Origin of the sequence: Sphingomonas naasensis (genome assembly GCF_004792695.1) — a bacterium.
GTDB classification, from domain to species: domain Bacteria; phylum Pseudomonadota; class Alphaproteobacteria; order Sphingomonadales; family Sphingomonadaceae; genus Sphingomonas; species Sphingomonas naasensis.
In genome coordinates this window covers 217,514-231,378 of the sequence record NZ_SRXU01000006.1, presented here as the reverse complement: position 1 = coordinate 231,378, position 13,865 = coordinate 217,514, and the positions used below count along the sequence as shown (strand labels likewise).

The following is a 13,865-nucleotide window of genomic DNA, read 5'->3' as shown; positions in this document are numbered from 1 at the left end:
TCCCCACCATGTCCTCGCGCTTCGATTCCGTCCCGCACCGTCGCGCCCTGATCGATCGGCGCGCCGTCGCCGAGCGGCTGGCGGCGCTGGAGGCGGCCGATCCCGCCGCGCTGCGCCGCGCCGCCACGGTCGAGCTCAAGGCCGCGCTCGACGCCGGCCAGGCCGAGATCGCGCGGCGGCTGAACGAGCATCCCTCGCGCGGGCACGAAATGGCGGCGGCGGGCGCCTTCCTCACCGATCAGCTGCTCCGGCTGCTGTGGGACTTCACCACCCAGCGGCTCCATCCCAACCACAATCCCAGCGCCGCCGAGCGGCTGACCCTGATCGCGGTCGGCGGCTATGGCCGCGGCGAGATGGCGCCGCATTCGGATATCGACATCGCCTTTCTCACCCCGTGGAAGGTCGCGGGCTGGTGCGAGCAGGTCATCGAATCGATGCTCTATTCGCTGTGGGACATGCAGCTGAAGGTCGGGCATTCGTCGCGCTCGCTCGACGAGATGATCCGCCAGTCGCGTGCCGACGTCACCGTGCGCACCGCCTTGCTCGAATCGCGCTATGTCTGGGGCGATACCGGGCTCTATGACGAGGCCGCGCGCCGCTTCAAGGCCGAGGTCCAGGCCGATACCGCGCGCGCCTTCATCACCGAGAAGCTCGCCGAGCGCGAGGCGCGGCACAAGCGCATGGGCGACAGCCGCTATGTCGTCGAGCCCAACGTCAAGGAAGGCAAGGGGGGCTTGCGCGATCTCCACACGCTCTTCTGGATCGGCAAATATGCCTACAATGTCCGCGAGCCCGCCGAGCTGGTCGAGGTCGGGCTGCTCACCGCGCAGGAATATCGCCAGTTCCGCCGCGCCGAGAATTTCCTCTGGGCGGTGCGCTGCCAGCTCCATCTGCTCACCGGCCGCGCCGAGGACCGGCTGACCTTCGACGTCCAGACCGAGATCGCCAGCCGGATGCGCTATGCCGATCGGCCGGGCAAATCGAAGGTCGAGCGCTTCATGCACTTCTACTTCCTTCAGGCGAAGGTGGTGGGCGACCTTACCGGCGTGTTCCTCGCGCATCTCGACGAGAAGTTCGCCGCGCGCGGCACGCGCTTCGGGCTGCCGCGGATGTTCAAGACGCCGCGCAAGCTTCACGGCTTCATGCTCGAGCGCGGCCGGCTCGCGCTGCCGCGCGATAATTTCTTCCAGGAGGATCCGGTCCGCCTGCTCGAGATCTTCCAGCTCGCCGATCTGCACGGGCTCGAGATTCACCCCAGCGCGATGCGCGCCGCCGCCCGCGACGCGCGGCTGGTCGACGACGTCCGCGAGGATCCGCGCGCCAATGCGCTGTTCCTCGACGTGCTCACTTCGCCCCGCACCCCCGAGATGGTGCTGCGCTGGATGAACGAGGCGGGGGTGTTCGGCCGCTTCGTTCCCGATTTCGGCCGCGTCGTTGCGCAGATGCAGTTCGACATGTACCATCATTACACGGTCGACGAGCATTCGATCCGCGCGATCGGGCTGCTCAACGCGATCGAGAAGGGCGAGCTGCAGGAGGATCATCCGCTCGCCACCGGCATCTTCGAGCAGGTCGCGCAGCGCCGCGCGCTGTTCGTCGCGGTGCTGCTCCACGACATCGCCAAGGGCCGCGGCGGCGATCATTCGATCCTCGGCGCCGAAGTCGCCGAGCGGCTCTGCCCGCGCCTCGGCCTCTCGCCGGCCGAGACCGAGACCGTCGCGTGGCTGGTGCGCTGGCATCTGCTGATGGCGGCGACGGCCTTCAAGCGCGACCTCAGCGATTTCAAGACGATCCTCGATTTCGCCGAGCAGGTGCAGAGCCCCGAGCGGCTGCGCATGCTGCTGATCCTGACGATCGTCGACATCCGCGCGGTCGGCCCCGGCGTGTGGAACAGCTGGAAGCGCCAGCTGCTCACCAATTTGTTCGATTCGGCCGAGGAGGTGCTGCGGCTCGGCCACAAGCAAAAGGGCCGGAGCGAGCGGGTCGCGGCCAAGCAGGCGGCGCTGGCCGAGATCCTCGGCTGGACCGACGAGCGGATGGCCGCGCTCAAGCGCAAGCTCACCGAACCCTATTGGATCGCCGAGCCGATCGACGTGCTCGAGCGCAATGCCCGCCAGATCGATGCGGCGGGCGGCGCGCAGCTGTCGATCGCGGCGCAGGTCTATCCCGATCGCGGCGCGACGCTGGTGACGGTCTATGCCGCCGACCATCCCGGGCTGTTCTATCGCATCGCCGGGGCGATCCACGTCGCCGGCGGCAACATCATCGACGCGCGCATCCACACCACGCGCGACGGCATGGCGCTCGATAATTTCCTCGTCCAGGATCCGCTCGGCCGGCCGTTCGACGAGGAGGCGCGGCTCAACCGGATCAAGGCGAGCATCGCCGATGCGCTCGCCAATCGCTCGAAGCTGCAGGAGCGGCTCAAGACCCGCCCGCTGCCGCGGCTGCGCGCCGACGCCTTCCCGATCGAGCCCAATGTGCTGATCGACAACAAGGCGTCGAACCGCTTCACCGTGATCGAGATCAACGCGCGCGACCGGCCGGCCCTGCTCTGCCATCTCGCCTTCGCGCTGTTCCAGTCGAAGGTGACGATCCATTCGGCGCATGTCGCCACCTATGGCGAGCGCGCGGTCGACACTTTCTATCTGACCGATCTGATCGGGGACAAGATCGAGAGCGCGGCGCGATTGAAGACGATCGAGCGCCGCCTGCTCGAGGCGGCGGCGGGGCAGGACATCGCCCAGGCGGCCTAGGCGGCCTAGGCTGTGACGGCGCCCGCCGGCGGGCAGATCCACACGCTGAGATACCAGGGCGTGGGCTTGCCGGTGCTCAGCCCGCGCGAGAAGCGCGGGCTGTCGCTCGCCGGATCGTTGATCAGGTTGAGCACGGCCTCCGCCGCCTGTTCCTCGCCGGCGCCGTTGTCGCGCACGACATAGCGCCCCCGGGCGATGCCGATGGTTTGCCACATCCGGGCGTCCGCCCGCTGGACCTGCACGCGGCCCAGCGACACGCCCGGCGCCAGCGGGCGGCCGGCATTGGCGAACGAAGCGAACGCCGTGCCGAGCGTGTGCGCGGTGGTGTAGCTGGTCTGCCCGCCGTCCTCGCACCAGAACACGTCGATCGCCCAGCCCTTGGGCGTGTCGCGCGACAGCGTCTCGATCGCGGGCAGGGCGGCCAGTGCCGTGCCGGTCGGCGATGCCGCGGCGGCCGGCGGCGGGGCCGCCTTGGCGGCGAGCGACTGTTCGGCGGCGAAGGTGCGCCGGCGCAGCGCGTCGGCGGTCGCCGGGTCGCTGGTGCGGTTGTCGCTCAGCGCATTGAGCAGCGCGGTGCGGGTGAGCGACACGCGCCGGATCGCGGCCTCGCGTTCGCGGTCATCGATGTCGAACTCGCGGAAGCTGGCGATGTCGCGCGCCGCGATCGCCTGCAGCGCGAACAGCTTCTTCTGGCGGAGCGTCTCGTTCTCGAGCTGCTCCTTCTCGAAGGTCTTCAGATACTCGTCGTACAGATCCTTCCATGATTTCTCTTCGCTCGAAACTGCGGTGCGAAATGCCGTGTAGCGATCGCTCGAATCCTTCGCGCGGGAAATCAGGAAATTGTTTCCGGAAATGGTGACGCCGATAATCGCGCTGACCAGCGCGACGAATTTTCCCATCTTCTCGATGTTGTTCGGCGGATCGACAATCTGTCTATATTCCTTGGCTTCCGGTGACGCGCCTTGTGCTTCCGACGTCATGGTAACGACTCCCCCAAGTCGCTGATCGATTTATGCTGCGCGCGGGCCGCCGCGCTGTCCAGAAAGAATTGCGGCATTGCCTCCGATATCGATATATCCTCGAGGAAATTGCTGGAGTCTGGCATGCCCGTGATCGGAATCGGCGGCTTTTTCTTTCGTGCGCAGGACCCCGAAGGGCTGGCGACATGGTATCGCGACACGCTCGGCGTCGGCGGCGGCTGCGGCAAGGACGAGAATGGCCAGTCGAGCGACTGGTTCTGGTATCCCGAGCCGGGGCCGGTGGTGTTCGCGCCGTTCAAGGCGACCACCGACTATTTCGCGGCGGACAAGAGCTTCATGCTCAATCTGCGCGTCCGCGATCTCGACGGGCTGCTCGAGCAATTGAACGCGCTCGGCATCGCGATCACCACCAAGGACGAATGGGACACGCCCGAGACCGGGCGGTTCGCCCGCATCCACGATCCGGAGGGCAACCCGATCGAATTGTGGGAACCGCCGGCGGGGTGAAGGGGCGGGCGGCGGCATACCCTCCGATGGCCCGATGGCGGCTTTCGCCCCATTAGCTGCCGATCTGTAAGGCCTTCAGATGCGCCTAGACGCGTCACTCTCGAAGGCTGAGACAGCTTGCTCAGCTCTCTCGCGTGCCGCGCTGAAGCCGCCCCAGCACTGCGCGAAAAAGGCTTCCGAGCGAAACGTGTGAATGCGGCGGTCTAGTTCTTGCAGTCGTGGTCCATGACCGTTTCGAAGGGCAAGCTCCTTCGCGTTAGTCCAGCGCTGCGTAAGCCTCGCGTACGCCAAGTCTGCTTTAGCTTCCGGGCAGCTTGCGACATTCGAAATAGCTAGCTCTGCTACTGCGTAGGGATCTTTCATTTGATCGGCTGACATCAGCGATAATCCACTTATCAAGATCAGCCTCGTGAACACGCGGGTAGGCTAGCATGAGCCCCGCTGGATAGCAACGGCAGCTTCCCACCCGATTGCCGCCATTCAGCCGTCATACCCGCGTATTGCTCGGGGCCCGGTCGCCGGCATTGAGCTCCGCGGCGTCGGGGTGTGGTGTCGACGGTCTTGCAATGTAGGCTTTCGCCTGCTGGCCTGCGCGCCGGTCCGGCGCTGCCGGGCGGCGCTCTTTGACACCGTCGAGATTTCCAACAGCCGCGCGCAACAACATTTCCTACCCGCGCAACGCGAGAGTCGTTCTATCGCGACTCTTGCGACTCTAGCTCGGCGAATCCCTACAAACCGGGCGCGCGACTTTCCTACGCCCGCGGCGCGCTAGCGCTTCTGCCAGATCCGGACGTAGTCGACTTCCATGCTCGCCGGGAAGGCCGCCGGGTCGATGCCCTTCTGGCCGCCCCAGCCGCCCACCGCGACGTTGAGGATCAGATATTGCGGGCTGGCGAAGGGCCAGGTCGCGGGATCGCCCTTATGGTCGTTGTCGAAGCGCATGAAGGCATCGCCGTCGATGCCGATCAGGATGCGGTCCTCGTTCCAGTCGAGCTGATAGTCGTGGAACGCGGTGCAGGCGTCGGGGACCATGACATTGGCGCCCTTCTGGGTCTTGGCGACATGGTTGTACGCCTTGCTGTGGACGGTGCCGTGCACCCGGCCCTGGTCCCAGCCGACATGCTCCATGATGTCGATCTCGCCCATCGCCGGCCAGCCGCTCTTGCCGTCCGAGGCGAGCATCCAGATCGCCGGCCAGATCCCGCGCCCGCAGGCGAGCTTCGCGCGGACCTCGACATAGCCATAGGTCCAGTCGGCGAGGCCGCGGGTGACGAGCTTGCCCGAGGCATAGTCCTGCCCGCCGAAATCGGGCCTGTCCGAAAGCCGCTCCTTGCGCGCCGTCAGGATCAGCCGGCCATTCTCGATCCGGGCGTTCTCGGGCCGGTCGGCGGCGTAATATTGCTTCTCGTCATTGTACCAGCCTTCCTTGTTGCGGCCGGTGTCATATGCCCATTTCTTCGGGTCGGGCAGGCCGGGGCGGTCGAACTCGTCGGCCCAGACCTGCACATAGCCGGCCGGGCGGACGAGCTTCTCGTCGGTGCCGGCGGTGATGGGCGGGGAGTGGACGGTCTGCGCGGCGGCGACCGTCGGAAGGGCCGCGAGGGCCGCGCACAGCAGCCCTCGCATCGGCCTCATTTGGGCGAGATCACCATCAGCATCTGGCGACCTTCCATGCGCGGATAGCTTTCGATCTTGGCGATTTCCGCCGTATCTTCCTGCACCCGCTTGAGCAGGTTCATGCCGAGCTGGCCGTGCGAGAGCTCGCGTCCGCGGAAGCGCAGGGTGATCTTCACCTTGTCGCCCTCGCCGATGAACTTGTGGATCGCCTTCATCTTCGTATCATAATCATGATCGTCGATGTTCGGACGCATCTTGATCTCCTTGATCTCCTGCGTCTTCTGGGTCTTCCGGGCCTGGTTGGCCTTTTTCTGCGCCTCGTACTTGAACTTGCCGACGTCGAGGAACTTGGCGACGGGCGGATCGGCGTTGGGCGACACCTCGACAAGGTCGAGCCCGACCTCGCGCGCCTGCTCCATCGCCTCGCGCGTGTACATCACGCCGAGATTCTCGCCATCCTGATCGATCACCCGAACCTTGGGCGATTGAATGAATTCATTGAAGCGCGGGCCGTTCATCGGCGGAGGTGCCAGAGGGCGCCGTGACATGGGAGGACGTATAAGGACTGCTCCTGTTGTTGCGTACATTCGTGGCGGCGTAGATAACGCAGGAACGCGCGATACGGTAGCCCGCCCCGCGCACTCCTGCCGAAAATACCGCGCACTGTGGCGCGGACGTAACGCCGATATCGGGTGCGCGCGGCATTTGCGCAAGCGCTAACCCCGATCGGGACGGCCTGCATGGCGCAAATGGACGATCGGATAGGGCCGTCCCTGCGGGTCGTTGGGCGAGCGGCCGGTGCGCACGAAGCCGCGGGCCTCGTAGAAGGGCAGGGCGTTGGTCGCCTGCTCGCTCGCGTCGACAACGGCGTTGGGGGCGAGCGACAGCGCATGGTTCAGCAGCGCCGTGCCGATGCCGCGGCCGTGCACCGCGGGATCGACGAACAACGCGTCGATCATCTCGCCATCCATGACGAGGAAGCCCTGCGCCCGATCGTCTCCGTCGACCGCGAGCCAGAGCGCGACGTGCGGCAGGAAGTCCTGCGCCACCATGTCGTCGATCTCGGCGCGATCCGCGGGCGTCAGGAAGCCGTGCGTGGCGTCGACTGCGGCGCGCCAGATCGCGAGCGCGCGGGGCACGTCATCGGGTCGTCCCTCGCGGATGGTCATGGCGATCCCTCCTGGTGCACCGCAGCAACACTTCCTTACACACGCGCCGCGTTTCTTCCGATACCTCGGATGGCGCTGGAGCCGGAGCCTGTCCGCAACGAGGCCGGCCCGCGCCAGTCCGCAGGGGACCACCACCCAAAACAAGAGGGGGAGTCCCAATGAAAACACGTCTCGCGCTTGCCATGCTGCTCGGCTCGGCCACCCCGGCCCTCGCGCAGGAAGAGCCGCCCAAAGCCGTCACCGTCACCGGCAGCGTCGCGCTCGTCTCCGACTATCGCTTCCGCGGCGTCTCGCAGACCGACAAGGAAATGGCGGTCCAGGGCGGCCTCACCGTCAGCCATGAGAGCGGCCTCTATGCCGGTACCTGGGCGTCGAACCTCGCCGGCTGGGGCACGTTCGGCGGGGCCAATATGGAGCTCGATCTCTATGCGGGCTACAAGTTCCAGCTCGGCGACGGCGCGGCGCTCGACGTCGGCCTGACCTGGTACATGTATCCGGGCGGCTTCCAGAACACCGACTTCGCCGAACCCTATGTCAAGCTGTCGGGCTCGCTCGGCCCGCTCAGCGGCCTGCTCGGAATCGCCTATGCCCCCAAGCAGGAAGCGCTCGGCAATTTCTCCAACACCCCCGAGAGCAACGGCCAATCCGAGGACAATCTCTATCTCTGGGGCGACGTCTCGGCAGGGGTGAAGGGCACGCCGGTGACGCTCAAGGGCCATATCGGCTATTCGAACGGCAATCCGGGCCTCGGACCCAATGGCACCAGCCTGTCGCCGACCGGCGAGTATCTCGACTGGCTGCTCGGTGCCGATGTGGCGATCCCCGGCACGCCGCTGACTCTCGGCGTCGCCTATACCGACACCGACATCAGCGAAGCCGAATCGGCCTATCTGCTGCCCAATTTCTCGTCGACCAAGGACGGGTCGAGCATCGCCGGAAGCCAGGTGGTGTTCTCGGTAAGCGCGGCGTTCTGAAGCTGTCTTTCCTCTCCCTGCGGGAGAGGTAGCGAAGCTTGGCAGCTTGCTGCCTTAGCGTAGCCAGGTGAGGGTGTCGTGCCATCTATAGCGCGATCCCCTCACCCAGCTCCGACTAAGGCCTCGCCAGGCGAGACCTAAGTCTGCGCAACCCTCTCCCGACGGGAGAGGGAAGTACAGGTTACCGCAAATCGGGCGCGGTCGCCTCCTCGGCCAGCTTCGCCACCACCTCGTCGAGGCTCAGCATCTGCTGGCCCTGGCTGCCCAGCACGCGCAGCGCCACGGTGCCTTCATCGGCCTCGCGCTTGCCGACGACGAGCAGGTGAGGGACCTTCGCCACCGAATGCTCGCGCACCTTATAGTTGATCTTCTCGTTGCGCAGGTCGGTCTCGACCCGGATGCCCGCCGCGGCGAGCTTCTTCGCCACTTCCTTCGCGTAATCGTCGGCGTCCGAGACGATCGTCGCGACCACCGCCTGGGTCGGCGCCAGCCACACCGGCAGCTTGCCGGCGAAATGCTCGATCAGGATGCCGATGAAGCGCTCGTACGAGCCGAAGACCGCGCGGTGGAGCATCACCGGGCGGTGGCGCTCGCCATCCTCGCCGACGTACGACGCGTCGAGCCGCTCGGGGAGCACCCGGTCGGACTGGATCGTGCCGACCTGCCACGTCCGCCCGATCGCGTCGGTCAGATGCCATTCGAGCTTGGGCGCATAGAAGGCGCCTTCGCCGGGCAGCTCTTCCCAGCCATATTCTTCCGTAGCCATGCCGGCGCGGACCACGGCGTCGCGCAGCTCGGCCTCGGCCTGGTCCCACATCTCTTCGGTGCCGAAGCGGTTGTCGGGACGCAGTGCCAGCTTGATCGCGTATTTGAACCCGAAGTCCTTGTAGATGCGGTCGGCGAGGCGGCAGAACGCCTGGACCTCGTCGACGATCTGGTCCTCGCGGCAGAAGATGTGCGCATCGTCCTGGGTGAACTGGCGGACGCGCATGAGGCCGTGCAGCGCGCCATGCGGCTCGTTGCGGTGGCAGCAGCCATTCTCGTAGAGGCGCAGCGGCAGGTCGCGATACGACTTGATCCCCTGCTTGAAGATCAGGATGTGCGCGGGGCAGTTCATCGGCTTCAATGCCATCCATTCGGCGGCATCGGAGACGATCGGGCCCTCATCCTCGATATTGGGCACCTCGTCGGGGATGACGAACATGTTCTCGCGATATTTGCCCCAATGGCCGGACTGCTCCCATTGGCGCGCGTCCATCACCTGCGGCGTCTTCACTTCCTGATAGCCCGCGGCGTCGATCGCGCGGCGCATATAGGCCTCGAGCTGGCGCCAGATGGTGAAGCCCTGCGGATGCCAGAACACCGAGCCATGCGCTTCCTGCTGGAGGTGGAACAGGTCCATCTCCGCGCCGAGCTTGCGATGATCGCGCTTCGCCGCCTCCTCGAGCCGCATCAGATGCTCGTCGAGCTGCTTCTTGTTGAGCCAGCCGGTGCCGTAGATGCGGCTCAGCATCGCGTTCTTCTGGTCGCCGCGCCAATAGGCGCCCGACACGCGGGTGAGCTTGAACGCGTTGGGATCGACCTTGCCGGTCGAGGCGAGATGCGGCCCGCGGCACATGTCGAGCCACGCGTCCTCGCCCTTGCCGGCGCGATAGACGGTCAGCTCCTCGCCTTCGGGAAGCTCCTGCGCCCATTCGGCCTTGAAGGTCTCGCCCTGCTTCTGCCAGCGCTCGATGAGTTGCTGGCGCGACCAGACCTCGCGGATCAGCGGCTCGTCCTTGCCGATGATCTTGCGCATCTCGGCCTCGATCGCCGGCAGGTCCTCCTCGGTGAAGGGACGGTCCTTCGGCGCGAAGTCGTAATAGAAGCCGTCGTCAGTGGCGGGGCCGAAGGTGATCTGGGTGCCGGGGAACAGATTCTGCACTGCCTCGGCGAGGATATGCGCATAATCGTGGCGGACGAGCTCGAGCGCATCGGCCTCGTTCTTCGCGGTGACCAAAGCGAGGTGCGAATCGCCTTCGAACGGCCGGCCGATATCGCGCAGCTCGCCGTCGACGCGTGCGGCGAGCGCCGCCTTGGCAAGGCCCGGACCGATCGCCGCGGCGATGTCCGCCGGGGTAGTCCCCGGAGCTACCTCGCGGACGGAACCGTCGGGCAGCGTAATGCGGAACATCTCGGACACGGGAGCTCTTTCAACAAAGGTTTGGGAGCGCGGCTTATGCCCGCGCAGGCGCGATATAGGCAAGGTGCACGTCGGCGGCCATGTTTCTCGGCGAGACTCGACGAATAGTCTGATGATTGGACTTGCCTCGAACGCGCGTATCGGGTTGAGGCAAGCCATGCTGAACCACATCATCAACCGCCGCGAGCTGATCGTGGGCGGCGCGGCGCTCGCGATCGGTGCCGGGCTTCCCGGTGCGGCGCAGGCGAAGGAGGCGAAGATCCAGAACCCGCTCGTGCTCCAGCGCGCCGACCCGCAGATCCTGCGGCACGGCGACGATTTCTACTTCACCGCCTCGGTCCCCGAATATGACCGGATCGTGCTGCGCCGCGCGAAGACGATCGCCGGGCTGAGGGACGCGCCCGAGACGGTGATCTGGCGCCGCCCGACGAGCGGCAAGATGGCGGGCTATATCTGGGCGCCCGAGATCCACCATTTCGACGGCAAGTGGCATTTCTACTTCGCCGCCGGCGATGGCGACGACAAGTTCCACATCCGCACCTATGTGCTGCAGGCGGAGGGCGCGGACCCGCTGACCGCGGACTGGACCTTGCTCGGCCAGCTCGAGACGCCGTGGGACAGCTTCACGCTCGACAGCACGATCTTCGCGCACAAGGGCGTGCGCTACATCTGCTGGGCGCAGCACGAGCCGGGGATCGCGACCAACAGCAACCTCTACCTTGCGCCGCTCAAGACGCCGACGACGCTCGCAGCACCGCCCGCGCGGCTGACCGTGCCGACGCTCGACTGGGAAGTGCAGGGGTTCAAGGTGGCCGAAGGGCCGGCGCTGCTCGCGCGGAACGGCAGGTTGTTCCTTACCTACTCGGCAAGCGCCACCGATGCGCGCTATTGCATGGGCATGCTCACCGCCGACGCAGATGCCGACATCATGGACCCGAAGGCATGGTCGAAGTCGCCGGCGCCGGTATTCGCGACCTCGGAGGCGAACAAGGTGTTCGGGCCCGGCCATAACAGCTTCGTCGTCGACGAAAAGGGTCGCGATCTGCTCGTCTATCACGGCCGCGACTATCGCGAGATCAAGGGCGATCCGTTGTTCGATCATAACCGCCACGCCCGGGTCCAGCCGATCGCGTATCGCAAGGACGGCACGCCCGATTTCGGCGTGCCGGTGGCGAACGGGGTGCTGGGCTAAACAAATCCTCCCCCGGGAACCGGGGGAGGTGGCGCCGAAGGCGACGGAGGGGCCTCTCCGCGAATACGCCGCTTGCGGAGGCGCCCCCTCCGTCAGCTTCGCTGCCACCTCCCCCGCTGCGCGAGGGAGGATTTTCTTCAGGCCACCCCGAACGGCACGACGCGGTTCAATTCGACATGGCCGATCTCGGCGCGGCCGAGATAGGGCACCTTCATGTCGCGGCACCAGCGGACGATGATCTGCTCGATCGTCTCGCCAAAGTCGTTGCCGTTGTCGACCACCGCGGACACCGCGCCGAGCCGCACCCCGGCGATGCCCTTGAGCTGAGTGGCGTGCGCCATCTGGAAGAGCATGCGATCGATCCGGTAGAGCGGCTCGTCGACTTCCTCGATCATCAGCACGTGATCGGTGAGATCGGGCAGCCACGGCGTGCCGATCATCGTCGTCAGGATCGCGAGGTTGAATGCCGCGGCGGGGCGCCCGTCGGCGAGGCTCGGCTCGAGCGCGCGGCGGTCCTTGTCGATCAGCCAGCCCAAAGCCCAGCCCGCCGCCTCGCCGGTATCGTTCTTGCCGATGCTGCTCGCCATCGAGGCATGGACCGGGTGGCCGATCCGCCGCGCATAGAGCGCACCGAGCAGGAACCCCATGTCCGAGAAGCCGAGATACGTCTTGCGCGCCGCGGCGGCGTTGAGCTGGGGCATCACCGCGTCGAGGATGCGGTTCGAGCCATAGCCGCCGCGCGCGAACCAGATCGCGTCGAAGCCCGGATCATTGGCGAACTCGAGAAAGGCCGCGGCGCGCTGCGCGTCGGTACCGGCGAAATGCCCGGCCTCGAAATAGCATTGCGGATGGAACACGATGTCGTGCCCCGGATAGGTCAGCGCCATGAACGCTGCCATCCGCAGCGAGCTCTCGCGGGTGACCGGTCTTGCTGGTGCGACGACTCCGATGCGCATGCCTTGCCCCTTCGCTTCAAACCGCCGATAGCCCGCCCATGCAGCATGGCAAACCCTACTTCTTCGTCGGCATCGGTGGATCGGGAATGATGCCGCTGGCGATGATCCTCGCGGGGCAGGGCGCGACGGTGGCGGGATCGGACCGCAGCCTCGACGCCGGCCGGCTCCCCGCCAAGTTCGACGATCTCGCGCGGCGCGGGGTCGCGCTGTTCCCGCAGGACGGCAGCGGGATCACCTCGTCGGATCAGATCGTGGTGGCCTCCGCCGCGATCGAGGCGAGCGTGCCCGACATGGTCCGCGCCGCCGAGCTGGGCAGCGAGCGTATGACTCGCGCCGAGCTCAACGCGAAGCTGTTCAACGCGGCGCCGCAGTCGATCGGCGTGGCGGGGACCAGCGGCAAATCGACTGTCACGGGCATGATCGGCTGGATCCTCCACGTCTGCGGGCGCGATCCGACGGTGATGAACGGCGCGGTGATGAAGAACTTCGTCTCGCCCGACGCGCCCTTCGCCAGCGCGCTGGCCGGCGCCGGCGATGCCTATGTCAGCGAAGTCGACGAGAGCGACGGCTCGATCGCGCTCTATTGGCCCAAGGTCGCGGTGCTCAACAATGTCAGCCTCGATCACATGCCGATGGAGAAACTGATCGAATTGTTCGGCGCCTTTGTCGCCAGGGCGGCGCATGCGGTGGTCAATCTCGACAATGGCGAGGGCGCGGCGCTGGCGATGACCGTCCCGCCCGAGCGGCTGACCAGCTTCGCGATCGACCGTCCCGCCGATCTCACGGCGATCAATCTGATCGAGCAGCGTTTCGGCGTGTCGTTCGAGCTCGCCCGGAAGGACCATGCTTCGATCCCGGTCACGCTGCAGGTGCCGGGGCGGCACAATGTCTCGAACGCGCTCGCTGCGCTCGCTGCCGTGGCCGCGGCGGGGATCGATCTCGGCGAGGCGGCACGGGCGATTCAGGGGTTCACCGGCCTCAGGCGGCGCTTCGAGCTGGTCGGCGAGGCAGGCGAGATCGCGGTGATCGACGATTTCGGGCACAATCCCGACAAGATCGCGGCGACGCTCGACACGCTGCACGCTTTTCCCGGCCGGCTGCTGCTGCTGTTCCAGCCGCACGGCTATGGCCCGCTCAAGGTGATGCGCAGCGAGCTTGTCGCGATGTTCGCGGCGAAGCTGCGCGGTGACGATCTGCTCGTGCTGCCCGATCCGGTGTTCCAGGGCGGCACCGTCACGCGCGAGGTGACCAGCGCCGATATCGTCGCCGATATCGCCGCCACCGTCGCGCAGGCGCTCCATATTCCCGATCGCGATGCGGCGGCGGCGCATCTCGTCGCGCAGGCGCGGCCGGGGGACAGGATCGTCGTTATGGGCGCCCGAGACGACACACTCAGCCTGCTCGCCCAGACGATGGTCGAACAACTCCGCGGACGCTGAGCACCGGCCAGTCAAAGGGGGCTTGCGTCGAGGCCCTCGGCCGTGACACGTTACCCCGGCTCGCTTGGATCCCTCTTCGCGAGCCAGTGCGTG

The 13,865-nt window shown here is 66.4% G+C and carries 11 protein-coding genes; 5 read left to right on the top strand and 6 right to left on the bottom strand.

Annotated elements, in window-relative coordinates:
• The first annotated feature begins 8 nt into the window (after positions 1 to 8).
• Entirely contained in the window at positions 9 to 2,756 is a 2,748-nt protein-coding gene (locus E5A74_RS14715; protein WP_135986271.1) for a [protein-PII] uridylyltransferase, read from the top strand.
• Positions 2,757 to 2,761: 5 nt separating this feature from the next.
• Here the strand turns inward: E5A74_RS14715 and E5A74_RS14710 are convergent, their stop codons facing one another.
• Positions 2,762 to 3,736: a hypothetical protein gene (locus E5A74_RS14710; protein ID WP_135986269.1), complete on the bottom strand. Its 975-nt coding sequence runs from the start codon at positions 3,734 to 3,736 to the stop codon at positions 2,762 to 2,764.
• A 123-nt stretch (positions 3,737 to 3,859) separates the two neighbouring features.
• Between E5A74_RS14710 and E5A74_RS14705 the strand changes: the two genes are divergently transcribed.
• Positions 3,860 to 4,243, top strand: coding sequence for a VOC family protein (locus E5A74_RS14705; protein ID WP_135986267.1), 384 nt, complete (start codon positions 3,860 to 3,862; stop codon positions 4,241 to 4,243).
• Positions 4,244 to 5,011: 768 nt separating this feature from the next.
• On the opposite strand, the gene E5A74_RS14700 is transcribed toward E5A74_RS14705, so the two are convergent.
• The 3 genes from E5A74_RS14700 to E5A74_RS14690 all read right to left on the bottom strand — a co-directional run bounded on the left by E5A74_RS14700 (position 5,012) and on the right by E5A74_RS14690 (position 7,029).
• Positions 5,012 to 5,878, bottom strand: a complete 867-nt coding sequence (locus tag E5A74_RS14700) for a glycoside hydrolase family 16 protein (RefSeq protein ID WP_135986264.1) — start codon at positions 5,876 to 5,878, stop codon at positions 5,012 to 5,014.
• A complete protein-coding gene (gene infC / locus E5A74_RS14695; protein WP_135986262.1) occupies positions 5,875 to 6,408 on the bottom strand; it encodes a translation initiation factor IF-3 in 534 nt (177 codons plus the stop codon). The genes E5A74_RS14700 and infC overlap by 4 nt, the downstream gene beginning before the upstream one ends.
• 168 nt (positions 6,409 to 6,576) lie before the next feature.
• The gene (locus E5A74_RS14690) at positions 6,577 to 7,029 is read right to left on the bottom strand and encodes an acetyltransferase (protein WP_135986260.1); all 453 of its coding nucleotides are present in this window, start codon (positions 7,027 to 7,029) and stop codon (positions 6,577 to 6,579) included.
• 158 nt (positions 7,030 to 7,187) lie between these two features.
• Between E5A74_RS14690 and E5A74_RS14685 the strand changes: the two genes are divergently transcribed.
• Entirely contained in the window at positions 7,188 to 8,003 is an 816-nt protein-coding gene (locus E5A74_RS14685) for a TorF family putative porin (RefSeq protein ID WP_135986257.1), read from the top strand.
• A 181-nt stretch (positions 8,004 to 8,184) separates the two neighbouring features.
• Here E5A74_RS14685 and thrS read toward each other — a convergent pair whose 3' ends face one another.
• Positions 8,185 to 10,176: a threonine--tRNA ligase gene (thrS, locus tag E5A74_RS14680; RefSeq protein ID WP_206365888.1), complete on the bottom strand. Its 1,992-nt coding sequence runs from the start codon at positions 10,174 to 10,176 to the stop codon at positions 8,185 to 8,187.
• Between the two features lie 166 nt (positions 10,177 to 10,342).
• On the opposite strand from thrS, the gene E5A74_RS14675 reads away from it, so the two are divergent.
• On the top strand, positions 10,343 to 11,377 hold the full coding sequence (locus E5A74_RS14675; protein WP_206365881.1) for a family 43 glycosylhydrolase: 1,035 nt from the start codon (positions 10,343 to 10,345) through the stop codon (positions 11,375 to 11,377).
• A gap of 137 nt (positions 11,378 to 11,514) precedes the next feature.
• Here E5A74_RS14675 and E5A74_RS14670 read toward each other — a convergent pair whose 3' ends face one another.
• Positions 11,515 to 12,333: an LD-carboxypeptidase gene (locus E5A74_RS14670; RefSeq protein ID WP_135986253.1), complete on the bottom strand. Its 819-nt coding sequence runs from the start codon at positions 12,331 to 12,333 to the stop codon at positions 11,515 to 11,517.
• Positions 12,334 to 12,371: 38 nt separating this feature from the next.
• Between E5A74_RS14670 and E5A74_RS14665 the strand changes: the two genes are divergently transcribed.
• Positions 12,372 to 13,772: a glutamate ligase domain-containing protein gene (locus E5A74_RS14665; RefSeq protein ID WP_135986251.1), complete on the top strand. Its 1,401-nt coding sequence runs from the start codon at positions 12,372 to 12,374 to the stop codon at positions 13,770 to 13,772.
• Positions 13,773 to 13,865: the final 93 nt, after the last annotated feature.

Coding starts and splice junctions, on each gene's coding strand:
- E5A74_RS14665 (WP_135986251.1), top strand. CDS start 12,372: ATGCAGCATGGCAAACCCTACTTCTTCGTCGGCATCGGTGGATCGGGA.
- E5A74_RS14670 (WP_135986253.1), bottom strand. CDS start 12,333: ATGCGCATCGGAGTCGTCGCACCAGCAAGACCGGTCACCCGCGAGAGC.
- E5A74_RS14705 (WP_135986267.1), top strand. CDS start 3,860: ATGCCCGTGATCGGAATCGGCGGCTTTTTCTTTCGTGCGCAGGACCCC.
- E5A74_RS14675 (WP_206365881.1), top strand. CDS start 10,343: ATGCTGAACCACATCATCAACCGCCGCGAGCTGATCGTGGGCGGCGCG.
- thrS (WP_206365888.1), bottom strand. CDS start 10,176: ATGTTCCGCATTACGCTGCCCGACGGTTCCGTCCGCGAGGTAGCTCCG.
- E5A74_RS14710 (WP_135986269.1), bottom strand. CDS start 3,736: ATGACGTCGGAAGCACAAGGCGCGTCACCGGAAGCCAAGGAATATAGA.
- E5A74_RS14690 (WP_135986260.1), bottom strand. CDS start 7,029: ATGACCATCCGCGAGGGACGACCCGATGACGTGCCCCGCGCGCTCGCG.
- E5A74_RS14700 (WP_135986264.1), bottom strand. CDS start 5,878: ATGAGGCCGATGCGAGGGCTGCTGTGCGCGGCCCTCGCGGCCCTTCCG.
- infC (WP_135986262.1), bottom strand. CDS start 6,408: ATGTCACGGCGCCCTCTGGCACCTCCGCCGATGAACGGCCCGCGCTTC.
- E5A74_RS14715 (WP_135986271.1), top strand. CDS start 9: ATGTCCTCGCGCTTCGATTCCGTCCCGCACCGTCGCGCCCTGATCGAT.
- E5A74_RS14685 (WP_135986257.1), top strand. CDS start 7,188: ATGAAAACACGTCTCGCGCTTGCCATGCTGCTCGGCTCGGCCACCCCG.